At 69.0% G+C, this 23,653-nt stretch carries 30 protein-coding genes; 15 read left to right on the top strand and 15 right to left on the bottom strand.

Annotated features, from left to right (window positions below; translation table 11 throughout):
* Positions 1 to 126 precede the first annotated feature (126 nt).
* The 9 genes from AB0N02_RS34860 to AB0N02_RS34820 all read right to left on the bottom strand — a co-directional run bounded on the left by AB0N02_RS34860 (position 127) and on the right by AB0N02_RS34820 (position 4,913).
* On the bottom strand, positions 127 to 384 hold the full coding sequence (locus AB0N02_RS34860) for a hypothetical protein (protein WP_363955374.1): 258 nt from the start codon (positions 382 to 384) through the stop codon (positions 127 to 129).
* A 110-nt stretch (positions 385 to 494) separates the two neighbouring features.
* Positions 495 to 857, bottom strand: coding sequence for a hypothetical protein (locus AB0N02_RS34855; RefSeq protein ID WP_363955371.1), 363 nt, complete (start codon positions 855 to 857; stop codon positions 495 to 497).
* Positions 858 to 1,192: 335 nt separating this feature from the next.
* Complete coding sequence (locus AB0N02_RS34850; protein ID WP_363955368.1) at positions 1,193 to 1,591, bottom strand: hypothetical protein; 399 nt, start codon at positions 1,589 to 1,591, stop codon at positions 1,193 to 1,195.
* 82 nt (positions 1,592 to 1,673) lie between these two features.
* On the bottom strand, positions 1,674 to 2,000 hold the full coding sequence (locus AB0N02_RS34845; protein WP_363955365.1) for a hypothetical protein: 327 nt from the start codon (positions 1,998 to 2,000) through the stop codon (positions 1,674 to 1,676).
* Between the two features lie 113 nt (positions 2,001 to 2,113).
* Entirely contained in the window at positions 2,114 to 2,284 is a 171-nt protein-coding gene (locus AB0N02_RS34840) for a hypothetical protein (RefSeq protein WP_363955362.1), read from the bottom strand.
* A 237-nt stretch (positions 2,285 to 2,521) separates the two neighbouring features.
* Positions 2,522 to 2,902, bottom strand: a complete 381-nt coding sequence (locus tag AB0N02_RS34835; protein WP_363955359.1) for a hypothetical protein — start codon at positions 2,900 to 2,902, stop codon at positions 2,522 to 2,524.
* A 62-nt stretch (positions 2,903 to 2,964) separates the two neighbouring features.
* Positions 2,965 to 3,858, bottom strand: a complete 894-nt coding sequence (locus tag AB0N02_RS34830) for a hypothetical protein (RefSeq protein ID WP_363955357.1) — start codon at positions 3,856 to 3,858, stop codon at positions 2,965 to 2,967.
* A gap of 207 nt (positions 3,859 to 4,065) precedes the next feature.
* Positions 4,066 to 4,512 (bottom strand): hypothetical protein, encoded by a 447-nt coding sequence (locus AB0N02_RS34825; protein ID WP_363955354.1) that lies wholly within the window; start codon positions 4,510 to 4,512, stop codon positions 4,066 to 4,068.
* A 56-nt stretch (positions 4,513 to 4,568) separates the two neighbouring features.
* A complete protein-coding gene (locus AB0N02_RS34820) occupies positions 4,569 to 4,913 on the bottom strand; it encodes a hypothetical protein (protein WP_363955350.1) in 345 nt (114 codons plus the stop codon).
* A 98-nt stretch (positions 4,914 to 5,011) separates the two neighbouring features.
* Between AB0N02_RS34820 and AB0N02_RS34815 the strand changes: the two genes are divergently transcribed.
* The 6 genes from AB0N02_RS34815 (at position 5,012) to AB0N02_RS34790 (ending at position 10,431) form a co-directional block, all read left to right on the top strand.
* Positions 5,012 to 5,650: a hypothetical protein gene (locus tag AB0N02_RS34815; protein ID WP_363955347.1), complete on the top strand. Its 639-nt coding sequence runs from the start codon at positions 5,012 to 5,014 to the stop codon at positions 5,648 to 5,650.
* Positions 5,651 to 5,712: 62 nt separating this feature from the next.
* A complete protein-coding gene (locus AB0N02_RS34810; protein WP_363955344.1) occupies positions 5,713 to 5,940 on the top strand; it encodes a hypothetical protein in 228 nt (75 codons plus the stop codon).
* A 116-nt stretch (positions 5,941 to 6,056) separates the two neighbouring features.
* Entirely contained in the window at positions 6,057 to 7,106 is a 1,050-nt protein-coding gene (locus AB0N02_RS34805) for a DUF3560 domain-containing protein (protein ID WP_363955341.1), read from the top strand.
* A 122-nt stretch (positions 7,107 to 7,228) separates the two neighbouring features.
* Positions 7,229 to 8,461 (top strand): hypothetical protein, encoded by a 1,233-nt coding sequence (locus tag AB0N02_RS34800; RefSeq protein ID WP_363955338.1) that lies wholly within the window; start codon positions 7,229 to 7,231, stop codon positions 8,459 to 8,461.
* 60 nt (positions 8,462 to 8,521) lie between these two features.
* Entirely contained in the window at positions 8,522 to 9,328 is an 807-nt protein-coding gene (locus AB0N02_RS34795; protein WP_363955336.1) for an N-acetylmuramoyl-L-alanine amidase, read from the top strand.
* 344 nt (positions 9,329 to 9,672) lie between these two features.
* Positions 9,673 to 10,431, top strand: coding sequence for an SAM-dependent methyltransferase (locus tag AB0N02_RS34790; protein ID WP_363955333.1), 759 nt, complete (start codon positions 9,673 to 9,675; stop codon positions 10,429 to 10,431).
* Here the strand turns inward: AB0N02_RS34790 and AB0N02_RS34785 are convergent.
* Positions 10,428 to 13,214: a BTAD domain-containing putative transcriptional regulator gene (locus AB0N02_RS34785; RefSeq protein WP_363955330.1), complete on the bottom strand. Its 2,787-nt coding sequence runs from the start codon at positions 13,212 to 13,214 to the stop codon at positions 10,428 to 10,430. The genes AB0N02_RS34790 and AB0N02_RS34785 overlap by 4 nt on opposite strands.
* Before the next feature lie 232 nt (positions 13,215 to 13,446).
* Here AB0N02_RS34785 and AB0N02_RS34780 point away from each other — a divergent pair, with 232 nt between their 5' ends.
* Positions 13,447 to 14,928: a hypothetical protein gene (locus tag AB0N02_RS34780; protein ID WP_363955327.1), complete on the top strand. Its 1,482-nt coding sequence runs from the start codon at positions 13,447 to 13,449 to the stop codon at positions 14,926 to 14,928.
* A gap of 100 nt (positions 14,929 to 15,028) precedes the next feature.
* Here the strand turns inward: AB0N02_RS34780 and AB0N02_RS34775 are convergent, their stop codons facing one another.
* Entirely contained in the window at positions 15,029 to 15,457 is a 429-nt protein-coding gene (locus AB0N02_RS34775; protein ID WP_363955324.1) for a hypothetical protein, read from the bottom strand.
* Positions 15,454 to 16,140 carry a hypothetical protein gene (locus tag AB0N02_RS34770; protein ID WP_363955321.1) on the bottom strand — a complete coding sequence of 229 codons (687 nt, stop codon included), beginning with the start codon at positions 16,138 to 16,140 and terminating at the stop codon, positions 15,454 to 15,456. The genes AB0N02_RS34775 and AB0N02_RS34770 overlap by 4 nt, the downstream gene beginning before the upstream one ends.
* A 147-nt stretch (positions 16,141 to 16,287) precedes the next feature.
* Between AB0N02_RS34770 and AB0N02_RS34765 the strand changes: the two genes are divergently transcribed.
* From AB0N02_RS34765 to AB0N02_RS34730, 8 genes are all read left to right on the top strand, one after another.
* Positions 16,288 to 17,031: a hypothetical protein gene (locus AB0N02_RS34765; RefSeq protein WP_363955319.1), complete on the top strand. Its 744-nt coding sequence runs from the start codon at positions 16,288 to 16,290 to the stop codon at positions 17,029 to 17,031.
* A gap of 19 nt (positions 17,032 to 17,050) precedes the next feature.
* The gene (locus AB0N02_RS34760; protein WP_363955317.1) at positions 17,051 to 17,470 is read left to right on the top strand and encodes a hypothetical protein; all 420 of its coding nucleotides are present in this window, start codon (positions 17,051 to 17,053) and stop codon (positions 17,468 to 17,470) included.
* Positions 17,467 to 17,763, top strand: coding sequence for a hypothetical protein (locus AB0N02_RS34755; RefSeq protein ID WP_363955315.1), 297 nt, complete (start codon positions 17,467 to 17,469; stop codon positions 17,761 to 17,763). Before AB0N02_RS34760 ends, AB0N02_RS34755 begins: the two co-directional genes overlap by 4 nt.
* A complete protein-coding gene (locus tag AB0N02_RS34750; RefSeq protein ID WP_363955313.1) occupies positions 17,753 to 18,193 on the top strand; it encodes a hypothetical protein in 441 nt (146 codons plus the stop codon). The genes AB0N02_RS34755 and AB0N02_RS34750 overlap by 11 nt, the downstream gene beginning before the upstream one ends.
* Complete coding sequence (locus AB0N02_RS34745; RefSeq protein WP_363955310.1) at positions 18,186 to 18,590, top strand: hypothetical protein; 405 nt, start codon at positions 18,186 to 18,188, stop codon at positions 18,588 to 18,590. Before AB0N02_RS34750 ends, AB0N02_RS34745 begins: the two co-directional genes overlap by 8 nt.
* Positions 18,590 to 19,171, top strand: a complete 582-nt coding sequence (locus AB0N02_RS34740; protein WP_363955307.1) for a hypothetical protein — start codon at positions 18,590 to 18,592, stop codon at positions 19,169 to 19,171. The genes AB0N02_RS34745 and AB0N02_RS34740 overlap by 1 nt, the downstream gene beginning before the upstream one ends.
* A 2-nt stretch (positions 19,172 to 19,173) precedes the next feature.
* Positions 19,174 to 20,250 carry a tyrosine-type recombinase/integrase gene (locus AB0N02_RS34735; RefSeq protein WP_363955304.1) on the top strand — a complete coding sequence of 359 codons (1,077 nt, stop codon included), beginning with the start codon at positions 19,174 to 19,176 and terminating at the stop codon, positions 20,248 to 20,250.
* Positions 20,251 to 20,515: 265 nt separating this feature from the next.
* Positions 20,516 to 21,166 carry a hypothetical protein gene (locus AB0N02_RS34730; RefSeq protein ID WP_363955301.1) on the top strand — a complete coding sequence of 217 codons (651 nt, stop codon included), beginning with the start codon at positions 20,516 to 20,518 and terminating at the stop codon, positions 21,164 to 21,166.
* A 49-nt stretch (positions 21,167 to 21,215) separates the two neighbouring features.
* Here AB0N02_RS34730 and tgmC read toward each other — a convergent pair whose 3' ends face one another.
* Genes tgmC through tgmA form a run of 3 tightly spaced genes read right to left on the bottom strand, consistent with a single transcriptional unit; the run spans position 21,216 to position 23,570 of the window.
* Entirely contained in the window at positions 21,216 to 22,367 is a 1,152-nt protein-coding gene (gene tgmC / locus AB0N02_RS34725) for an ATP-grasp peptide maturase system methyltransferase (protein ID WP_363955298.1), read from the bottom strand.
* A complete protein-coding gene (gene tgmB / locus AB0N02_RS34720) occupies positions 22,354 to 23,304 on the bottom strand; it encodes an ATP-grasp ribosomal peptide maturase (RefSeq protein ID WP_363955295.1) in 951 nt (316 codons plus the stop codon). The genes tgmC and tgmB overlap by 14 nt, the downstream gene beginning before the upstream one ends.
* Entirely contained in the window at positions 23,304 to 23,570 is a 267-nt protein-coding gene (gene tgmA, locus AB0N02_RS34715) for a putative ATP-grasp-modified RiPP (RefSeq protein ID WP_363955293.1), read from the bottom strand. Before tgmA ends, tgmB begins: the two co-directional genes overlap by 1 nt.
* Positions 23,571 to 23,653: the final 83 nt, after the last annotated feature.

Below are 23,653 nucleotides of genomic sequence, written 5' to 3'. Positions count from 1 at the left end.
TGAATATCCCTCTTGCAGGTAGGGCACGTGACAGTCATAGCGTTTTCCGGCACACGCAGTTCTCCCCCGCAGGGACCGCAGTACATGATGTAGACCTTCACGATGACGTCCTTCGGTTCCGTGGGGTCAGCAGTCGCCGATCGCGGCCTGCTCGTCGTAGTTCTCGACCGGCTCCGGCGGTGTATCCGACGCCGTCCCGGCTGGGGCGGGCTCACACTCCTCGACCGGCTCTGGCGCCTTCTTCGACTTTTTGTGGTGAACCTCCTGAGATGACGAGCTCCCCGAGGAGCGGGAGTCGCCGCCGTCGACGGGCGTGCACGCGGTCACAGCGCCGACCAGGACCAGCGCGGCGACGGCCGACAGAACAAGGCGGATTTTGGGCATGGCGGAACGCTCCTTCACGGGTTGGGGGTTTGACGTTCCGTCCTCCGCCACTCCCACCACCGTCCGGCACGGTGGGGGAGAGGCGGCCAGCGCAGCGTCAGACGGCCCAGTCAGACGGTCCACACGACGAAGCTGGAGTCGTAGCCCACGTCGAGCTCGTCGGGGTTCTCACGCGACCACCGGACGAGCCGCTCCGCCTCCTGCCGGGCGCGGCGGCCCGCCTCGGCCATGCCGCCGGGCGGCCCGCCAGGGGAGGCGTACAGCAGATCCCACGTCAGCACCTCGACGAGCGCGGCCATCCACTGCCCGGCCTCGGCGTACGACCTCGTCTGAGCCTCGGCAGTCCGGGTCGCGAGCACCAAGCACGCGGTCGCGAACCGGTCCGGCTTCTTGTCCTGCTCCTCCAGCTCCTCGGCGAGCTGCGCGGCCAGCTCCTGGATTCGCGCGGCGGCCTTCGTGGTGCTGCTGTTCATGAGCGAACTCCTCAGGTCGGTGTTGTTCAGGTCGGTGATGCGTCGCCCGGTGCCCGCCCCGATAGGGCAGCCGGGCGGGAGAGGAGATCAGGCCCCCGCGCCGGGGCGCGGGGGCGTCGGATTCATCAGCAGGAACGGCAATCACGGTAGGTGTTGCCGCTTCCGCACTCGCAGGGCTCGTCAAAGCTCCAGCCCATCTCATCTCCCTCAAGGAGAGGAGGAACGTCGCGATCCGGCATGTGATCTCCTCTGTTGAATTGTTGCCCCTGTGAACACCTAAAACTCTAATGTCTTTACAGAATGGCGTCTAGGGGTTTATTTGGGGAAAGTTATGGTTACGCTTCACGGTTCCGGAAGAACTCCTGCAACGCCCTCAGATGCGCCTCCTCAGCCGCCGCGACGTCTCCCGTGTCCCCGTGACCGGCCGCGAACTCGCACCACGCCACAGCCGTGCGCAGGCCGTCGAACTCCGCCCCCGGCTCCTGCTCCACGGGCTCCGGCGGCGCGGTCACCGCGTCGTAGCGCCGCTCGAGCTCGCCCCACACCGCGGCGTCGTCCTGGCCGGCCGCCCGCCACAGCAACGCGATCTCGCCGCCCGGCAGCGCCTCGGCCTCGCCGCCGACGATGAGCACCCCGTAGGCGCCCGTGATGCGCAACTCCACCACACCGGCCGGGCCGTCCAAGAAGAACCGCAGCGAGTCGGCGGTGTGGGCGGTGAAGCGGTTGCGGTTCATGCGGCTCTCTCTCCTCGGTGGCCGGTTCTTCTGGAAGCGGTGGCCCGCCCGAGACGGGCAGGCCACCGCCCGGCGGGCAGGGTTACCCCCACACCACCGGCACATGGTGTTGGTGAGCCCAGCAGGCGAGCTCCTGGAGTTCGGCGAGCCGCCCGGCCAGGTAGCCGGGGGCCGTGCCGCATGAGACGAACCGACCGTCGAAGACGGTCAGCCGCCCGTGCTCGTCATCGGTGGCGATGTCGAGCAGGCCCAGGGCGAGCAGGGCCCGGCCGAGGAAGTCCTCCGCCGGAGCCTGCCCCCACCCCTCCTGTCCGTCGTAGCCGAGCAGGCCAAGCAGCCAGGCGGCGTTGCCGTTGGCGAGGTTGACCTCCGGCCCGATGCGGAGCGAGGTGTGGAAGGTGATCGACATGGTGACCTCCGATTTGTTGGGTATCGGTGGCCCCGGCGCGTAGCCGGTCCTGGAGGTCCCGTGTCGGTCCTTCTCCTGGGCGGGCGCCCGGGGTTACCTCCGGGCGCCGAGCGTCAGCCGCACAGAACCTGGCGGAGGGCCCAGGCACGGGCCTCCTGCGGAGTCCCGGGGTAGGGCGCCTGGCGGAGGAACTGCCCGCCGGGGGTGTAGATGTTGACCCGCTGAACGTGGACTCCGTCGCGGAACCGCTCGGCGGGAACCTCCCTGGTGGCAGTGCTGTGCATGGTGACCCCTCTCGCATTCGATGTCCTGGCGACACTTCAAATATTAATGTTTCTTTTAAATGGCGTCTATAGGTTTGAGTGGGTTGATTTGGGGTGTCCGCCGCACGGCGGACACCGGGTCACAAGCCCGCGAGCGCCGCCAGCCCAACGGCCGGCCCCCTTGGGCATCGCCGAGACCTTCGGCGCAGGGGAGGGGCGCCCGCACCCCCGATCGGAACGGGCGCCCCAAGAGGAAGATCAGGCAGGAGAGGAAGACTCGGCCTCGGCGTCCCACCGGGCGTCGTAGTCCGCCCACATCGCCATCAGCTCCCGTGTGACGATCTCGGCCGCACGCGCGTCCTTGGCCTGCGCTGCTGTCTGCGCCTGCATCACCGCGATGTTCTGCGCCCGGTTCGCCGCCCGAGCAGCACGCCACCGAAGCTGTGTCCGCTCCAGCTGCTCGGCGGTCCACTCGTCACTGCGCTGCTCGTGCTGCCCCTTGGCCCTGGCTACTGCCGTGCTGGCATCCTCCAGCTCCCGCATGGGCTTGAGCTGGTCTCGCCCCCACTCCAGGTAGCGGTTCGCGGCCGTGCAGCCCGTGGCGGCCAACCGGTCACGGACCACGTGCCTCTGCCTCACGATGTCCTCCTCTCGGGAGCCGCCCCCGCCCCGCACGGGACGGGGGCGGCCATGATGACCGGTCAGACCTCAGAGCGTCCGGGCTCGCGCCGGTTCCGGCTGGCCATGAACAGCCAGACGACGAACCCGACCGCACCCACCGCCATCAACGTGGCCACGACCACGATGAGCGCCACACCCAACCCGCCGTCACCGGCAGCCACCGGCGCCATCTGAAACGCCATGGGAGGCTCCGGAGCGGCCAGTGTGACCACAGGCAGCACCACGGGCATCTGCACGTCCCTGGACGTCTCAGAGACCGCCGGGAGCGCAACCACCGGGGCGGGGGGCTGAGCAGGCGGCGCGCTGCTCACGAGCGGCGCCGGAGAAGCCACAGCGCGCGCCACACTCGGCGTCGCCGTTACCGACGCGCTCGGCGTCGGGCTCGGCGTCGGGGTCGGCTTCTTGGTGGGCTTCGGTGACATCGTGACCGTCGCGACGACCGTGGGGGTCGGTGCCGGGCTCTGCGCCGCCGTTTCCCGGGGCGCGGTCGGCGTCGGGGACATGGTCGGCGTCTCAGTCGGCGTGGGGGTCGGCGCGATGGTCACGGGGGCAGCCACCACACCCACAGCGCGCGATGCCACCGTGAGTGTGCCTTCGGCCACCGCGACCGTGTGCGTGCCCGCCATGGTCGGCGTCCACGTCCCCGACAGGGTGATGGTGGCGGTGCACAAAGCACCCCCGTTGCCGGTCGCGACCCGCACCGGCTCACCGCCGGGCGGGGTGACCAGTAGTTCCGGGGCACACACCCCCGATGCGGTCGCTTCGAAGACGACCGCCTCACCAGCGGTCAAGACCGCCCCCTCGGCGGGGGAGACGACGGCGCCCTTGGCGGGCGCCGCGACGGCGGGGGAGGGGAGAGCAACGGCGACCATGGCCGCCGCCAGGGCCATCAACAGGCCCATGATGAAACGCATCAAGGCGTTCCCTTCCGGTTGAAGCTGGGCAGCGGCCCCGCATGGCCGCCGCCCCGAACACCTCAAACTCTAACAGTTCTTTTATGTGGCGTCTATGGGTTTTTTGGGGTTCGCGTGAGTGGGGAAACGTCACGACCAGGAACAACACCCGCAAACACCAACAGGGGGTCGCGCCCCACCCGGACGCGGCCCCCTGTATCGCCTACCTCACCTCCACCACAAGCGCACCGTGTGCGGCCGCGCATCCTCCCGCGGCCTGCCCTCGCGCACGCCCCCGTCCTCGTCAATCCACGTCACAGACTCGGCGCCGCTCCGCCGGCCGACCTTCATTAGCTGCCGCGCGGTCCTCTGCATGCCCTCCGCAGGGATGAGCCGGTTCTCCGACTCGGTCCGGTCGCGCTGCTGGTAGGTCTCAGACGCGATCCTCGCCACGATCAGCGGAGACGTCGCCCGCCCCACCTGAACCCACCGCAGCTTCCCGAACAGGTCCTCCGACAGAAGGCCAATGACCTCCTCGGCGTCGAACCGGTTGTACCGGCGAATCGCCCGCAGGCACTCCCGGAACGTCGCCAGGGTGGTCACGTTGACCAGAAACTCCGTGGACGCGCCGCAGTATCCGCGCCGCACGAACTCCACCACGTCGTGATTCAGCATCGTGTTCCTTCCCAGGGGTGAAACGGGGGTCGGGCCGCTCCCGACCCCCACGTAGATCAGCTTTCGACTTGTCCCACCAGCCGGACCCGGCCGTGCCTCGGGATGCCGATGTGCTCCGGCCCTCGCCAGCACGAACCGCACAGCGGGTTTCCGTCGCGGTTGCGGCGCGCGTCCACGCTCAGAAGGGTTCGGGGGCACCGGTAGCAGGTGACAAGGCATCCGCAGTCCCCATCGTCGGCACCGTGGCATGCCTGCTCACCGCAGCACGTCGTTTCCATCCCCTCCCCCGCCTCGACCGTCCCAGGGAACGGCGTGCCGCAGTTGGGGCAGTGCAGGTCGGTGAACGGGTTTGCCGGGGGAAGGTCGATGGACGGGTCGAGTGCCTTGACCAGCAAAGTCATGGGGTGGGTGTTCCTTCCGATGGGGCGGTGCCGCTCACCGCCACACCCCAAACATACCCCTTTTAACCCATAGACGCTAGATCAAAGAAGTGTTAGAGTTGGAGGTGTTGGAAGGGGTGGCCAAGCGGGGCCACCCCGGCACCGGAAGGAACATCTACATGGCCACCACCCGTAACGACAGCCTTCACGTCGTCTACCTCCTTCGCCTCGCGGCGACCCTGCTCGGCTGGAAACCCATCAACCCCCGGCGGGACGGTCTCACCCTCGCCCGCCAGATCGACGCCCTTCACGACCTGACCAGCCGCCACGAGGACGACCCCACCGCCTACCGCGCCATCACGGCCAACGCCGCCGTTGCGCTCGCCTACATGGGGCGCCACCTCGCCGTGTGCAACGACTTCGGCCACGTCCGCGCGGACTTCATCACCGTCCGAGACATGGCCAACGCCTACCTGCGTAGCCTCACCCCCGACCAGCGCCGCATGCTCGCCGCGTTCGAAGGGTTCAAGCACGCCCATCTCGTGGAAGAGAACACCCGCCCCGGCGGCGATGGTGCGCTCGTGATGTGGCTTAACCCCGTCTACGACTCCCAGACCAACCCTGACCTGCTCAAGGTCCAGCACAAGGCCCTGAACCGCTACGCCGAGCGTTACCCCGACCTGGAGACGGCAGACCAGGAACTCGGCCTGATCGTGGGTGACGCTCCCGCCAACGTCACCGTCCTGACTTTCGTCTGATCCACCCCACACAAGCCGTCCCGCCACCCGGGCGGGACGGCACTCCGACCTGAGGAGGGTCCATGCTCACCAATAACCCCGCTGACGCCGACGATTACACCGTCAGTGTCCGCGTAGGCGACCGCGTCCGCCACGTTCAGGGCGGCCGACCCGGCACCGTTACGGGCGACGCCGAACCCGCCAGTTACGACACCGGCGGCGAGATTCTCGGCAGCGCCTATGTCCACTGGGACGGCACCCACGGCCCCGGCATAACCGGCGTCGCGGTGAGCTTCCTCACCGCCGCCTGACGGCCTGCGCCCCTGCCCACACAGGGCAGGGGCGCCAGACCGTCGCATCATCCAGCGAGAGCCGCACAAGCGGCGTGCGGCTCCCAACCCATGCTCTCCTGGAAAGGCACCACCCGTTGATCACGGTTCACTGTTCATCCGCCGAAGGCATCACCGTCACCGGCACCAGCCGCGCAGACGGTTCCAACAAGCTCCTTGGCAACCGCTCCAAGGGAGGCCTCGGCCTCAAGTGGGGCAGCCACATTGACGCCTGGTACGTCCCCCACTCCCGCGACCGCCACAACAGCCTCAACCGCGCCCGCGTCGAGGAGATCGCCACCCGGCTCCGGGGCGCCGGGTTCACCGTTGAGGTCGAATACAGCGACCAGACCCGCACCGCCGAGGCCCGCGAGACGGAGCTGTACGAGCGGGCCGACGCCCGCGCCGACGCCTACACCGGGTTCGCCCGCAACGCTGCCCGCCGCTCCGACACCCACCGGGAGACCGCTCGCGCCGCGACCGCCGGGATCCCACTCGGCCAGCCCATCCTCCTCGGCCACCACTCCCAGCGCCGCCACGAAAGGGCCCTGGAGCGCAGCGACAACCACACCCGCAAGGCCATCGCCGAAGGCGACCGCGCGGCGCACTGGGCAGGCCGCGCGAACGCCGCCGCCCACCTGGAAGAACACCGCAAGAACCCGGGCGTCACGCGTCGCCGCATCGAACGCCTAGAAGAGCAACTGCGCCGCGTACAGCGCGCCATCGACGGCACCCCGCCGCCCGGCCGCCGACGCTGGTACGGCGAGCCCATGCCCGCCACGGGCGAGCACCTCGACCGCCTCCAGCACGACAAGGCCCAGCTCGCCGACGAGATCGCCCACTGGGGGGCGATCATCGCGCAGGCCGAAGCCGAAGGCGTGAAGATCTGGGGCCCCGACGACTTCCAGCGCGGCGACTTCGTGCTCTACTCCGGCACCTGGTGGGAGATCAAGCGCGTCAACAAGAAGACCCTCACCGTCCCCTGGGGACACCTCGGCATCGGCCGGACCATCATGCGCTTCGCTGACGCCTACAACCGGCACGGCCAGCTGTCCACCGACACCGACACCCTGCCCTACGACAAGGTGCAAGGCCACATGAGCGCCGCCGACGCCGCCGAAAAGTTCCCGCCACCCGCCGCCGTCTGACCCCTGACAGCAGGCGGCCCCCTCGGAAGGAACCCAGCGTGAAAAGGCGCCCGCCGCACGGCGGGCGCCCCTCGCCGTGCACTCCCCAGATCGAAGCAAGACACAAGCCCCGCCCATCCGGCATGGTGCCCGCCATGACGACCCCCGCAGGCATCGAAGCCCCCGCCGAACCGGCCACCATCACTCAGATTCGAACCCTCGACCAGGCAGGCCACGCCCCCCGCGCCATCGCCACGCAACTCGGCCTGCCCTCGTTCCGGCTCGCCCCCGTGCTGGCCCTGGCCGACGACGACCTCACCACCCGCCACCGGGCCGGCCAGTCCATCGCCGACATCAGCGCCGATGTCGGCCTCCCTCCCCGTCTGATCCGCTGCATCCTCATCCGCGACGGAGAGCACCCGACCGCCCCGCCCAAGACGCCGGACCCGCAGGTGAGCGGTAGGCCCACGTTGCCCAGCAAGGTACGCGCCAAAACGGGAATCAGCCTGACCCGCGTCTGGACCCTGCACGAGGAAACCCACACCGTCGAGGACATCGCGCGCCACTACAACACCACCCCGGAGCACATCGCTCAGCTCCTGGCCATCACTGACGACGACCTCACCCGCATGTACGACGCCGGGCAGACCATCCAGGAAATCGCCGAACACCTCGACGTCGCGCGCGGCAGCGTCCACCGGGTCCTCAAGAACGCAGACGTCACCTTCCGCCCCTCCAGCAAACGGCCGTGGTCGCAAGCCGTCGCGGAGCGCGCCATAGCCCTCTACAAGGACGGCAAAGCGATCCGCGAGGTAGCGGCCAACCTCGGTGTCTCTCACAGCGCGGTGCACAGCATCCTGACCGAATACAACGTGCCGCGGCGCCCGCCCACCCGCTATGGCCTCATCACGGCTGCGGAGAAAACCGCGATCCTCGCCGCCCACGACGCCGGCCACACGCCGGGCGAAATCGCCCGCATGATGAGCCGCTCCGACTTCGGCGTGAGGTACGTGCTGAAAACCCACGGCAAGACCCCCAACCGGCACGTCTCACCGGTTCGGGCCAACATCGACGACATCGCGCGCCGCTACGCCGAGGGCGCCTCGATGACCCGCATCGGCGCCCAATACGGCACCACCTACGGCACCATCAGCGCTCACCTCAAGGCTCACGGCATCGCGGTCCGGAGCCCACGCAACGAACCGCTGACCGACCGCAAGCGCACCGCGATCCTGGACGCCTACCGATCCCAGGAACCGGTCAAACACATCGTCACCCGCCTGCACACCTCCCTCAAAACGATCTACACAGTCGTGGACGCCGCCGGAGCCCCCCGCCGCAATTCCACCGCCGCCCGCCGCCGGGCCGAGGGCTGACGTTAACCGCCCGGCCCGCGACCCTTCCCCTGAACACGACCCCGCCCTGGGAGGACCCCGATGGCCATCGACCTGATCACCCGCCACGAGTGGGGCGCCCGCGCGCCCCGCAGCGCCTACACCTACCTCACCTCCACCCGCGGTGTGAAGGTCCACTACACCGGCGGATCCGTCGACCCCGGCATCGTCCGCGACCACGACATCTGCGTCGCGCTCGTGAAGGCGTTCCAGCGCCAGCACATGGACAGCAACGGCTGGATCGACCTCGGCTACAGCATGGTCGCCTGCCCCCATCGGCAGGTGTTCGAAGGCCGCGGCCCCCACCACCTGCCCTCGGCGAACGGCGCCGGACTCAACACGGGCCACTACGCTGTGCTCGGCCTGGTGGGCAACGCCGGATTCACCCAGCCGAACGACGGCGTCCTGTGGGGCATCCTCGACGCCGTCGCCTACCTCCGCTCGAAGGGCGCCGCGGGCAACGACCTCAAGGGCCACCGCGACGGCTACGGCACCGACTGCCCCGGCGGCCCCTTGTACGACTGGGTCCGGCGCGGCTGCCCCGCCCCGGCCACCTCCGGCAAACCCGCCACCCCGGCGCCCAGCAAACCCGCCACTCCATCCGCCTCCGGCCGGCTCCTCATGTATGTCCAGGGCCGCCCCCTCATGCGTGGCGCCGACGTCGAGGACTGGCAGACCACCCTGAAGCGGCTCGACTACGTTCTGACTGCGGATGGCCTGTACGGCGAGCACACCGCCGCCATGACCCGCCGCTTCCAGAAAGACGCGCGCCTCGCCGTCGATGGCATCGTCGGCCCGGACACCAGTAAGAAGGCCGCCGCGGAACTCGCCGCCAGGAGGCTGCGATGAACGACGCGCCTTCACTGTTCGTTCGGCTACGTGACGCCCTGGTGATCCTGTCGTTGTTCGTCGCGATCTACTCGTCGGACTGGCCCGCGGGATCGCCCCAGGCGTCACGATCGCCGTGTATGAAATCCCCATTTATGTCCGATTTGAGGGGATCGAAAGGCGGGTTGGTCCTATTCGCGCGCCGTTCGCTCAACCAGACATGAAGCGCAATTAGCGTGAAAGGGGATCGTCTACCCGAACAGCTCAGGTAACGCTCCCCTTCGTTAGGTCCATGTGTGCACCTACAGCAAATGTGGTCAAATTTCGCTGTCCCCACACGGCTGGTTAATTTTAGGAAACAGGCCATGATGAACGAGGTCGACCTCTCCACCCCGTCCCCTGCCCGGGTCTACGACTACCTCCTCGGAGGTACACACAACTCTGAAGCGGACCGCAGGGTTGCGGAACAGGTGATGCAGGCCTGGCCGGTGCGAGAGCTCGCCCTGGCCAACCGGCGTTTCCTGGTGGCCGCAGTCCAGCACCTCACCTCGCTCGGAATCCGGCAGTTCATCGACATCGGCAGCGGCCTGCCGACCGGGCAGAACGTGCACCAGGTCGCCGCGCCGGACGCCCGAGTCCTGTACGTCGACAACGACCCCTTGGCCGTGACCGAAGGACGACTGCTGCTGGACGGGGAAACCACCAGCTACATCGAAGGTGACCTACGCGATCCGCAAGGCATCATCGACCACCCCGAGCTCAACCGGCTCCTCGACTGGACCGCCCCGGCGGCCCTGTTGCTGATCGGCATGATGCACTACATCAAAGCCGCCGACGACCCGATCGGTATCATCCGCGGCCTGATGTCCCGGCTCGCCCCGGGATCCTATTTGGTCATCAGCACCGCCACCGATGAGCTGCCCGCCGAGATGCGCGCCAGGATCGACGAGTACTACCGCGCCCCGAACAGCCTGCTGGTGTGGCGCAGCTGGGCAGACGTCGAGCAGTTCTTCGACGGGCTGGAACTGGAGCCGCCGGGCCTGGTGCCGGTCGAGCAGTGGCCCGACACCACCGCCACTCCGGGGCCGTGGCGCGTGGCCGCCGGAGTGGCGCGCATGCCCTAACCCCCCAGCGAGGCGGCGCGCTTGGCCACCACCCGGCCCTGCCGCGGATCCCCAGTCGCCGCGAACAGGCCCGCCGCCTCCTCATACAGCCCCGTCGCCTCTTCCAGGCGGCCCAACCCCACCAAGGCGCCCGCGATCTGCACGACGACTTCGGCTTCCGCCGATGGAGTCCCGACTCCGCCCACGCTGAGCCGCGCCTGCTCCGCCACGGCAAGCGCCTGCTCATAGTGGCCGGCCTTGAGCAGCACAGCGGCATAAGCCACCGCCGCCCAGATCTGGTACGTCTGCTCACCACGCTCGGCCGTGATCCGGCCTCCCAGCTCTACTGCCTGCCGGGCGAAGTCGATCGCCCGGTCGTATTCGCCGTGGACTCTGAACAGCAGGCCGAGCGCACGCAGGCATGCCACCTCGGCATACCGGTTCCTCGTCTGACGTGCCAGCTCCAAGCCGCGGAGCGCGTCCGCGACCGCGTCTCCCGCCGGAGGGACACCACCGTCCCGCATGACCATGTAGTCGCACGTCGCGCGGAGCGCCAGCGCACGCGCCAGCCCCTGATAGTGGCCGATCGCCTCGAACGACATCGCGCACAGGTCGAGCATCGGGCGCGCCCTGCTCGGCCCGCCCGGCTCCTCGAGGATCAGCGACGCCACATGATGGCGCGCCTCTTCGGCCAGCCAGGCGTCACCGCCAGCTACCGCCGCGTGCATGACGGTGCGCCACATCGCTTGGCTTTCCCGCCACAGCCCACGCCGGAACAGGTACGCGGACAGGCGTGCGGCGATCCCATGAGCCAGGCGGTGCCATCCTGCATCGCACGCCTGACGCACCACGCCGATGATCGTCGTCGCCTCGGCGCCGAACCAGGAATCCGCATCCTTGGTGATCAAGTCCCGGGCCGCCGCCGGCATGTACCTCTCCATGCCCAAGGCGAGCGGAGGCGGGTAGAACGGCTCTTGCCCCGTCGCGGTCTGCTCGGCGAGCGCGACCAGTTCGGCCCAACCGCACATCAGCCGCTCCAAGGCAACGTCCCGCTCGGCCGAGTTCTCGGCCAGCCGCTCGGCGGCGAACGCCCGCACCAGGTCATGCATGCGGTGGCGGGGGTGCCCCATCGCGTCGATCCCGGCCGGGGTGAGCAGGCTGTGCATCGTCAGCATGCTCAGCGCGGCCTCGCCGTTCTCCTTTCCGAGGAGCATCTCCGCCAGCCACATCGGCCAGTCCCCGGCTCCGGCCAGTGACAGCACCCGGAACGCGTGCCGCGCGTCCGCCCCGAGGGCGTCGTAGCTTTCGGCGATGGACGCGGCCACCGCGAGGCCCCCGTCCGCGAGCTCGACAAGCTGGTCCTTCACCCGGTCGGCGAGCAGCCGGATCGGCCAGTGTGGTTGCGTCGACAGACGGGAGCCGACGATCCGCACCGCCAACGGCAGGCCAGCGCACACCGCCAGCACCTGGCGGGTCGCCTCGGCCTCTCGGCCGGTCCGGTCCGGTCCGACGATCTCTTCCAGCAGCCGCAGTGCTTCAACCTCGCCCAGCGGCTGGAGCCGCAGATTACGGATCCCGGGGCCGGTCAGCACCGACCGGCTGGTGATGAGCGCGCCGCACCCGGCCGTGCCGGGAAGGAACGGCTGCGCGTGCGCCAGCCCGGCCGCGTCGTCAATCATGATCAGGATCCGCCGCCCAGCCAGAGCCGATCGCAGCAGCGCGGCCCGGCCCGCGACGGACGCAGGCAAGTCATGAGTCGGCACCCCCAGCGACATCAGCAGCTCGGCCAGCACCTCCGCAATCGGCCGCTTCTGGGACATGGCCGCCAGGTCAACGAACAGCTGCCCGTCCGGGTACATCGGTCGAAGCAGGTGGGCGGCGTGCGTCGCGAGGACGGACTTGCCGACGCCTCCCAGGCCAGAGATGCCGACGACCGGCACAGCCGTTGCTCCGGGGCGCGGGGTGAGCCACTCGATCAGCTGCGCCACCTCCGCTGTCCGGCCGGAGAAGTCCGCGACATCCAGGGGAAGCTGAGCCGGGGAAAGCAGAGCAACGGCCGAAGTCGCGGTCGACGGGTTGCCATCTCCGGTGGCTTCGGCATGGGCTTGGCGCAGCGCGGCGCCCGGTCCGCGACCCGTCACCTCGGAGATGACCCGTACGGCGTCGTCGTAGTGCCGCAGTGCGTCCGACCGCCGCTCCGAGCGATACAGGGCCCGGATGAGCAGCGCGTGCAGCTCCTCGTCCAGCGGATCATCGGCGCTTTCACGCCGCAGGTCCGCCAGGATCTCCCGCTGCTGCCCGAGCTGTAGCCGCGCCTTGACCAGCTCGACAACGGCCGTTTTGCGCTCGAAAAGGAGGGTCTCGCGAACTGCGGAAAGGACATCCTCGGGCAAGTCAGCCAGCGGGAGCTCCCCCCACAACGCCAGGGCTTCCTGAAGGGCCGCAGCACCCGCCGACAGGTCCCCCCTGCCCACAAGACCGTCACCTTTCGTGACCAACCTGCGAAATTGATCTACATCGAAAGTGTCGTCCTTATTCAACACGATCCGGTATACGGACGACGCCCCCGCCGGAATACAGCCAGGAAGCAACCGCCGCAGCTGGGCGATGCAGGATTTCAGCGACCCCATCCGAGCATGGGGGAGGGCATCGTCCCAAATCGCTTTGACCAGTACTTCAGTCGTCAGACCATGCTGCCCGGCAAGCAGCAGCGCCGTCAGGACACGTCGTTTCGTCCGCGAGATACGGACAACCTCACCATCGGGCAGCGTCACCTGAGCCTGTCCCAAAATGGCGAAATGCACACCGCCCCCTCTCACCGTCACAGCCGATAGTCGGGATAGCGTACTCGGGATTTGCCACCGATTTACGACCGGTTCATAACCCTGCTGCAACTACGCAACGCCTATCAGTCGCTAACGTAGAGACGACTACCGGCACAACTACAGACACAGCAGACACTGTGTGGTGATACAGCTCCTGCCGTTCCTGCCGCTCGGCCCCCGCGACTGAAGGCTCATCCCGGAGACATCCCCTGTGGAAGATCGCCCCACCCCGCCGTCAGCCCAACCGGACAACACCCGGCTCCTCCTGCTCGACATGTTCCTCACTGGCAAAACCAAGGGCCGCGACCCCCGCGACCCCATGGCCTTCCTCGACCTCATCAACGCGACCTTGAAGCAGGCCACCGCCGAGGTGGAACTGCTCACCGCGCTGCGTGACCTCGAGATGGTCCGGCTCGCAGACAGCAAGGAAGCACTCGTCGAACGCATAGGCGCACGCTGCGGCATGAGCAAGGGATGGGTGTCCCAGCACAACGCGGTAACCCGCGGCGGAGGACCACAGGCAACCATCGAGCGAATCCTCGCCGAGCAGGCCACCGAGGCGCGCAGGAAAGCGGACGATCCCGAAACTCCCGACATAGCCCGCATGGTGGCCCGCACCCGGGCACAGAACTTCTCCACCGTCCTGCACCGATGGATGGAACGTTTCAACGCCCGCAGCGGAGCCGCCGCTTTCATCCCCTTCGCATCCATCCCCACCCTCCGCGGATGGGTCACCACGAAGGCCGCCGCCCTCACCAGCACAGGCGGGACAGCTGGCGTCGCCAGCGCGGCAGGCACCGCCGCCGTAGCCGTCCCCACCGCCGCCCTCACCGAAGGCGGCCTCATCACCGCGGCCGTCGCGAAGCTCGCCACCGCCGCCGGCACGACCGCGACCGTCGCCGCCACCGGCGCCACCGCCGTGACCGTCGCCCTGGCCGCTCCCGTCATGCCCGTTGTGGCCGACACGATCATCCCCGATCTCGACCGGCCCGCCGCCACCCAGACTCCCACCCCGGCCTTGACCCCGTCGCCAGTGCTGTCGCCTTCGCCGACCAACGACAGCCCGACGACGGCCGGGGTGGGCAAAACCACCCTCCCGCTCAGCCCAGAACAGATCACACCCACTCCCACGCCGCCGCCCCCCACCCCCACCTCGGCGCCGTCCACGGCGGCGCCCTTGCCGACGCCCACGGTGCACCCCACTCAGACCCCATACCCGGCACCGACCATCAAACCGGCGCCGACCGATGAGCCCGCCCAGGCGATCCCGGGCCCGGCTTCCGTTTCACCCACACCGGCCCCCGCTGCGTCGTCCGCGCCAGCAACCCCCGCCCCGGTAGCCTCTCCCGCCGTGGCACCTCAAGTCTCTGCCCCGCCCCAGTGCATGAACGGGGCACCCCCCGACCAGAGCACTTCATCGCCGGCCTGCCCCGCCACCTCCGATACACCAACTGGCCCGCCGCCGACCGAAACCCCTCCCACCGACGCGGCCAGCCCCGCCAGAACGGACCCCACACCCGACACCGGCTCAGGAAACTCTCTGGAAGGCGCCGCCCTCGGCATGGAGCCCTTCACCGGACACCGCAGCGCCCACTCCCGGGAAATGCCCGGCCCGCTCCGTACGGCGGTCGTCCCCTACGCCTGGGGGTACGAGCCCGCCCCGGCGTGGCCCCTCGTTTTCTCCGGACGCTGACCGGAGAACCCGCGATGCTCCCTCCCTTGTAGGGGAAGGGAGGGAAGCACCGCTGCGGTGGCCCTTCCCGGCATGGGGGAAGGGCCACCGCCTACGAAGATCAGGACTCCGCTGGGCGTTCGCCCGCGCGAGCCGCTTCCCAGCCCGCCCGGTACGCCTCCGCCCACAGCTCGTCGGCGAGCTCGACCGGCTCGACGGGCGTGCCGTCGACGCTCATGAAGCCCAGCACCCGCTCCACCCATTCCACCGGCGCGGCGGGCGGCTCCTCACCCAGCACAGGCCCGACGCGCAGACCGCGTTCCTCAAGGGCGGCAGCGAACTCAGGGGAGTAGATCGCGGCGAACACCGCGTCCACGATCGACGCGGTGAGTGCGTCGGCCACCATGTCGTACGGGCTCGCCGTCTCCGCCCGCGCCGCCCGCCCGCCGTTCACCTCCCGCGCTGCCTGCTCGAACGCGTGAGCCTTCACCCGCCGCTCCTCGGTTTCCTGCTCCTCCAGCGTCCGCCACTTCGCCCGGGGGAGTGTCATGACCGAGAGCCTTCCGTCGCACGGAGCATCGCCTCAACGTGATCGGCCCCGGTGGCTCGGTCGACGAGGTAGCGCCGCAGATCCATCTGCTCGGCGACCGCCTGGTCGATCTCGGAGGCGAAGACTCCCATGGCCACCGCGAACTCCCTGACCCTCGCCAGGTCAGGCACCGGCCGGGACAGTTCCGCGTCGAGCTCCGGGGAAAGCAGCGGGGCGGCCTCCACCCATTCGCGCTGCATGGCCTCCATCACCCCGGCCCACTGCTGCGCGCGCATCGCCGCCTCGACGCCGGCCCGGGTGCGGAACCTCGCCTCGGCGCGGTGTGGGCCGAGCAGGGTGAGCGTCCACGGCTTGTTGTGAAGCATGCTGACCCAGTGCAAGGCGTCGCGGAGCGCGTCAGCCCAGGAAACCCCGACCTCTCGTCCCAGGAGCTGCCTGTCGGAGTCGCGATGGACTTCGGCGGTCCACAGGAAGTCGACGTCGCGCTCGCCGACCGCCGCCGGGGGAGCGGTGCGCTGCGCGGCCAGCCGGTCGAGGGCGAGCAGGAGCAGCTCCCCGGCGGTCCAGTCGCTGCGGCCGTCCTCCAGTTCGATGCTGAGCGACACCACGGCGTCGGGATCCACGCCGAGCGTGCGGGCGAGCCGCTTGGCGGCGTGCAGCAGATCGTGGTTCCGGTGGCTCACAGGAGTCCTTTCGAACACTTGTCCCGACGTATATATAGGGGCCATTTTGCGTCACCGACTCTATCCAGAGATTACTAACGAGAAGGCAAGTTCTAGAAAGTAATCCTTGATAGGATCATCGAGCACCCCGGAAAGGAGCACCCCCTGATGATCACCGCGACCGCCGCCTCGACCGGCACCGCCACCCTCGACCTGAAGACCCTCACCATCGGAGGCCGCAAGGTCACCCTCACCGTCTTCCGGCAGATCCGCGAAGCCGCGCTCATCGCCGACGACGGAACCCTCAACGGCCACCCCTGGGGCGTCGTCAACTATCACCCTGACAAGTGCGGCGACTACCTCCCCCACTGGCACATCGTGTGGCAGCGCGACAGCGAGATCCTCCGCTCCCGCGTCTACGAGAAGGCCACCTTCGACTGGCCCACCAGCTACGCCTTGGCCGACCCGATCTTCCAGTCCCCCGAGACCGACCAGTACGTCACCTCCAACGTCCACGAATGGATCAACGGTCGCCTCGACGAGGCCCCGCTGAAGGAACGAACCGGCGCACGCGGCTACCGGTCACACCAGACCTTCACCGAAGGAACGCTCACAGTCCGGGGCGACGCCTCCACGGCAGCGGCCTCCGCCGCCGCCCGCCACCACGACGTTCTCAACCCGCCCACCTACGACTCCTACGGCTACCGCCCCGACCCCGAGAGACTCGCCGCCGAGTTCAACCAGGCGCGCGACCGTCTCGCCGAGGAGATCGCAGGCTGGGAATCCACCCGCGAGCAGATCATCACCGCCTACCAGACCACCGTGGCCAGCGAGCAGAAGCGACGCCAGCGCCACCGCGACCTCCGCGCCCAGCTCGCCGCCGAACTGCCCCAGCTCTTCATCGCCCTGTAAGGATCGAGGACGAAGACCAGTGACTACCTCAGACCAGAACTCCGACCAGACGCCCTCCGCCGACCTCGACCCTCAGCCCAACGCCTCCGCGTGGGGACGCCCGGCCCTCTCAGGCTCCTGCCCGCCGTGGTGCACAAACACCGGAGCAAGCCACGACGGCTTGGGCGGCGTCCGCGTCCACGCCACCGATAGCATCGGCCGACTGTCCGGCGCCACCGTGGCGCTGGAGCAGACCGAAGCGTTCGGCAAGATGGGCGCCTCCACCGTCTACCTCATCTCCAACTCCGGGGCTCACGTCAAATTGCTGCCCGCCGACGCCACCGCCCTGGCCGACATCCTCAACGACCTCGACGCCGACAGACCCGGAGCCGTGAACCAACTCGCTGACGCGCTCCGCTCCCAGGCCGCACTCGCCGCCGACAAGAAAACCGATCAGTGACCAGGACGCCCGAGCAGGCGGCCGTCTTCGCTAACGCTTCGGACGGCACCATGCCGTGCCCAGTCCCTGGCCCCGAGTCGGGCATGCCCTGCTCCAAGAAGATCCCCGCCGGATGGACCGCCGACGAAGGACACGGCGGTGGACACTTCTGGATCGGCCCCGAACTGGAAGCCATCTTCGACGGGGGCCACTACGACGCCGTGGCGGCGCTGTCCGGGCAACCGTTCGAAGGCCACCTGCCGGAGAACTGCCACCCTGAGTGCCCGAAGTGGAAGGCCCCTCATGAATCCTGACGAGCACCGTCCCGCAAACCGCGAGCTCGACGCCTTGCAGAAGGTCGCGGACGCGGCCAGCCAGGAGCTCGCCGAGCACATAACCATCACCTCTGCCGAAGGTGTCGTAGCGAGCGCCCGGGTGGCCCAGCTCAATGAACAGAGCCGAAAGGCGTTCCGGAGGATCTCCTCGATGCGTGGGCAGCTGACACGGGCACAGAAGGATGGCGACGCCGCGAAGATCGCCGCAGCGCGCAAGAAGCTGGACCAGGCATCGGATGAATTCGACCGGATCTCCAAGGCGTGTATCGCTGAGGGGCACGAGATCGTCCAGGCCGGGTTAGAACGCACCGGAACAACGTTTGCCCTGATGAGAGAGTCATGGGATGCGGGCGACGCGGTGGTCGAAGCGCACCGCCATCCGAACGAGAGCAGGCAACGAGATGAATGAGGAACCCCGCAAGGACTCCAACCCCCGCCACGCCGGGACCCCGGAGGGAGAGTTTCGCGAGTTTCGCGAGGCATTCGCGCACGCGCGCGCGGGAGGCGGCGCGGACGCCTCGGCCGAGGTGGCTCCGTCTGAGGTGCGGGAGCTCGCCGAGACCCTGCGGGCATCGATCGCCACGCTGAACGAGCAGATCGAGGCGCGGGCCCAGCAACTCGCCGCAGAGCGGATCGCGAAGCTGGAGGAAGGAATCCGCTGGCGGGACGACATCCTGCGGCGCGCGTTCGGCGGACCTGACGAGATCGGCTCTCTCGAACGCCGGGCCCAGGAAGTGAGCGACATGATCAGGCACCTCTTGGAACGCCTGACGGGCATGACGGTTCCAGGTACGGGGAGGCACTGATGCTCACGTTCTGGATCGACCATGAGGACGACCGCAGCCGGGCGTCGGACGGGGTGTCCCGGTACGGGGCGTACGTGCGGGACCGGGCGGTCGCGTTCGCCGAGTACTGGGGGGAGGACGGTGAAGGGCCCGACCAGGTGAGGTTCGCCGTGAAGGCGTGGGAGGTCGCGACCCCGCCGATCCTGACCGGCTACGTGCAGACCCACGCCCGGGTTCTGGGATCCCGGCTGGAGCGCAACTCGTGGGAGGGGGCGTTGCAGGGCGTTGTCGAGCTGGCGGTGCCGTGGCCGGCGCAGCTCGCCCGGGAGGAGCGGGCCTGGCGTGGCGGGGGCGGGTTCTGGCGGGACTGGGAGCGGACCCCCTTCGGGGGATTCCACGAGCCTGACGAGGAGCAGGCGTCCCGGGCGCCGTACCTACTGACGACCTCGCACCTGACGTTCCCGATCCCCTTGGACGGGCTGCCGCCTGCCCCTGCCGGGCCGTACGACGACGTCGCGACGATCGCGGCCCAGACGGTAGACGTGCTGGTCGGCAAGCTCAACGCGGTGGTTGACCCGATCATCGCTCAGTTGGAGAAGTAGCAGTGGTTGTTGAACGTCTGCCCGCGGTCGTCGACCATGAGGGGGCGGGGCGGCTCCCCGCGGTCCCGGTGCCGGTGGACCCGGCGAAGGACCCGTACCGGGTGTACCTCGACCGGCTGGACGAGAAGACGTCGCGGCCGACGATGCGGGGGTGCCTGGACCGGATCGCGCGGCTGCTGAACGAGGACGCGGTGTCGGGGGCGGGCCAGCCGTGGCACCTGCTGCGGTATGAGCACACCAGCCGTATCCGGGCGATGCTGGTGGAGCAGACCCGCGTCAACCCCCGCACCGGGCGGGAGGAGCCGTGGTCCGCGGCGTACGTCAACAAGCACCTCGTCGCCCTACGCCGCGTGCTGAAGGAGGCGTGGAGGCTCGGCCTCATGACCGCCGAGGAGCACGCACGCGCGGTCGACGTCGAGCAGGTCGAAGCCACCCGTGTGCCGAAGGGCAAGCACGTCGCCGCCGAAGCGGTCGGCGCGGTGTTCGCCGCGTGCGACTCCGACATCGACGGGGACGGCGTCGTGCGGCCGGTCGGGGTGCGCGACCGGGCGCTGCTCGCCGCCCTGTACTCCACCGGGTGCCGGCGTGCCGAGCTCGCCGGGCTCCGCCTGGCCGACTACGACCCCGCCGAACGCTCCCTGAAGGTGCTGGGCAAGCGAAACAAGGAACGCGTCGTGTTCCTGACGTCGGACGCGATGCGGGACCTGGAAGCGTGGATCGCGGTCCGCGGGGAGGAACCCGGCGCGCTGTTCCCCCGCATCTGGAAGGGCGGAACCGCGGCCGTCGACAAGCACGGCGTGCTAGCGCACATGACGCCGCAGGCCATCCGCCACATCCTGGAACGCCGTACCGGTGAAGCGCAGGTCGCTTACCGGTCGCCGCACGACTTCCGCCGCACCTTCATCGGCGAACTCCTCGACGCCGGGGTGGACCTGGCGACCGCGCAGGCCCTCGTCGGGCACGCCTCCCCCGCCACGACCGCACGGTACGACCGGCGGCCGGACCGGACCCGGCGCGCGGCCGTCGACAAGCTCGTCATGCCGCAGGCCCGGCCAGTACGGCGAGCAGCGACGGAATAACCCCACGCGACCCGCACACCAGTTCACCTACCCTTAATCCGTGACAACGCCGACCAATGCATCGTGGCGCCCCCTCTGGGAGCGTCAAGCCGGACAGACCGGTGAACGTGAGCTCGTCGAGGGAGTCCCTGACTACCTCGAACCGTATGTGACGCGGTGGCTCAATCGGGCCCTGCTTTCGCACAGAGGCCTGGACACGTCTATCCAGCTCCGGATACGGAAGCAGATATACGGGCCCAGACCCCATCCTCAGACGGGGCCTCCGTTGAACCTCGACGAGGATGGGCTCCTTGAAGCGATCGACGCTGCTCTAGCCACTCAGGCTCCTCTCATCAAGGCGAAGGGCCTTGAATATCGGGAGCGCAGCAGAGATTGGATCATCCATGTCAAGGAGCTCCATTTCCGTCTCACCGAGGCGGGGTCTGCCTGGCAGCCGACCGAGGATCTCGACGGCCTTGAGCGGAGGGTCGACGAAACCGTTGCTCAGGCCGCCAAGGCGACGATCGCCGCAGCTCCCACGGACGCGGCCGCTCATCTGAAGGCCGCCTGGTCGGCAACGTACGGATTCAACCCCGATCCGGAGAAGGCGTACAGCCAGGCAATCAAGGCGGCCGAGGCGGTCGTCATCCCGGCAACGATCCCCAAGGACGGAAGGCCAACTCTGGGCCTGGCGCTGTCACACCTGGAGAACACCGCCGGGAAGTGGACAACGGTCCTGCACGACAAGAGCGGGAACCCCGCCCCGGCGCAGCCCATCATCGGCCTGATCAAGCTGCTCTGGGAAGGACAACGCGACCGGCACGCCGGCGGCCCGACGTCGCAGAAGACCACGCAGGAAGCCGCGGAGGCCGCCGTGCACGCCGCGGTCCTGATCGTGCAGTGGTTCAACAGCAAGGCCATCGTCAAGAACCCGTGACGGCCGCCGGTACGGCCCGCGCACCCCTACGAGCGCGGGCCGTGCCCGTTCAGACGGGCAGGTCCCAGCTCGGCCCTTCGGGGTCGCCCAGCCACACGTATTGCCGGTCCCGGGTCACGGTGAGGCCGAACCCGGACTGGTGCGGGGAACCCGCCCCCTGCCAAGCCAGCACGGCGTCTTCGACGGCGTCCCACAGACGCAGCGGCCCGTGTTGGCGAACCGTCCACCCGCCGCCGGGGGAGGCGGCGGTGCTGGCCTGAGAGCCGGTGGCGACGTCCAACAGGACCACCTCGTCACCCGCCCCGATTCTCTGGGCTGAGGGGGCGGCGAGCTGGGCGACGAACAGCCCCGCCGGAGTGTCCAGCACGTGCGGGTCGATACGGCTTTCCCTGGTTTCGCCCCGCAGGTAGGGGGCGGTGATTGGCGGTGGTTCGTGTGGGCGGGCGGTCATGAAGTAGATGTCCTGCTCCAGGAACCGGCCGGTGGCGGTGCCGTCGTCGGCCAGGGTGAGGTGAGCGAACGCGCTGCCGTACATCCACCCTGACAGGGGGGCGGTGATCGTGCCGCCGTCACGGACCTGCCACATCCATGGGAACGGGATGTAGCGGACGGCGCAGGTGGCGATCAGCCGGTCGTACTCGGCGTTCTTGTCATACCCCGCCAATCCGTCCCCGACGACGAGGGTGGGTGCGTACCCGGCCAGGCCGAGCGCGCGGCGGGCACGATCGGCCACCTCCCGGTCGTACTCGATGGAGGTCACGGCCTCGGAACCGAGCCGGTGGCACATCAGCGCGGTGGAGTAGCCGGTGCCCGTACCGACCTCCAACACCTTGTCGCCCTCGGCGATGTCGGCGGCCTCCAGCATCTGCACCACCAGGCCGGGCAGGGTGGATGACGATGTCGGCGCCCCCGGCATGAGGCCGCGGCTGGTTTCGACCATGACCTGGTCGATCTGGGTCACCCACGTCTGGTCGCTGTAGACCAGACGCAGCCACTCCTCGGACGACACCTCGTCGCGGCGGGTCACCCGCCAGCGGTCGCCGTACTCGGTGGCGGCGGCGACCGCGGCCCCAACGAACATTTCACGGGGGACGGTTTCGACCGCTGCCCGCCACGCCGGATCGTGCAGGGCCCCGGTGTCGGCGAGGTGGTCGGCCAGCGTGCGGCGTAGCCGCGCCGCAGAGAGGTCAGAGGCGGTCATGTTTCTCCAGTAGTAGGTCGGCGACGGCGGCGGCGATCGGCGCCCCGGTGGCGTCCTCCAACCACCCCCATTGGCCGTTGGGGTTGCACTCCAGGAAGAACGGGGTGCCGTCCCGGTGCAGGGCGAAGTCGAACGCACCGAAGTACAGCCCGAACTCTTGCAGGTAGGCCAGGCACCGGTCAGCCAGGCCCGGCGGCGGGTCGACCACCGTGTAGGACAGGCGGTCGTAGTCCTGCCGCCAGTCAAGCAGGCCAGAGTCGATACGGACGCAGAACACCCGCCCGCCGACGACGGTCACCCGCAGGTCCGCGACCTTGTCGATGAGCGTCTGGAACAGGTGCGCGGTACGGCTGACCGTGTCGTCCAGCTCCGCGGGATCGACTCGGGTCGTCCACATCGCGGCGGACTGCCCGTCCTGGCCGGTGTAGGGGGTGGCGCGCAGCGGCTTGTAAACGATCGGGCCGTGCTCGGCGGCGAACGCTCGGACGTCGTCGACCCGGTTGGTGATCAACGTGGCGGGCACCGGGAACCCGACCTGCCGCGCCGCGATGAGCTGCCCGGGTTTACGCTCCGCCGCGTTGATCGCCCAAGGATGGTTGACGTACCGGCACGGCAACGCCACCAGGAGGCCGCCGACACCCAGCCGCGCTTGCGTCCCGGTGAAGCGCTCGATCTGTGAGGGGTTGTCAGGCAGGTAGGGGGTGGGCCGCCGGTAGTAGACGGCCCGAGCCTGTTGCAGGTCCACATCCCGCGACGTGGTGCACAACCGGACGACCGGCCGGTCAACGAACCACGCCGACACCTCAGCATGGCCAGGGAAGTCAGCACCCGGGTCGAAGCGAACCACCTGGGCGCCGCGGGCACCCAGGTGGCCGATCACCATGTCCGCGGTCTGGTCCTCCAGGTGGGTGAGGACCAACACCAGCGCATCGGTCATCAGTCGCTGCTGTAGTCGGTCACGGTGACCTCGTCCGAGCCCGAGGGGGCCGACCCGTCGCCTCCTCCCCTCGTCTTCTCCTTCTTCGAGGTCTGCTTGTTCGTGCCGTGCTTACCGGCCTCGATGATCTGCCCGGTCGTGTCACGGTAGACGCCCATCTGGGTGGCCGGGTCGAGCTCTACCCGGACCCCGGCGGCCGCGGGGGCGGGAGCGGGGAATGGCTGGGTCTGGGTCAACCCCCAGGGAAGGTTGTGCTGGTTGTTCATCAGAGTCCCTTTCGCGAGATCCACTGAACGGATGGCACAAGGGCACGATCCGCCGTCGCCGTGCGGGCGTCAACGAATCGGCG

Origin of the sequence: Streptosporangium sp. NPDC051022, from assembly GCF_040683035.1 — a bacterium.
GTDB lineage: Bacteria > Actinomycetota > Actinomycetes > Streptosporangiales > Streptosporangiaceae > Streptosporangium.
Note: the sequence above shows the minus strand (reverse complement) of the source record. Positions and strands in the feature narration are given on the sequence as shown.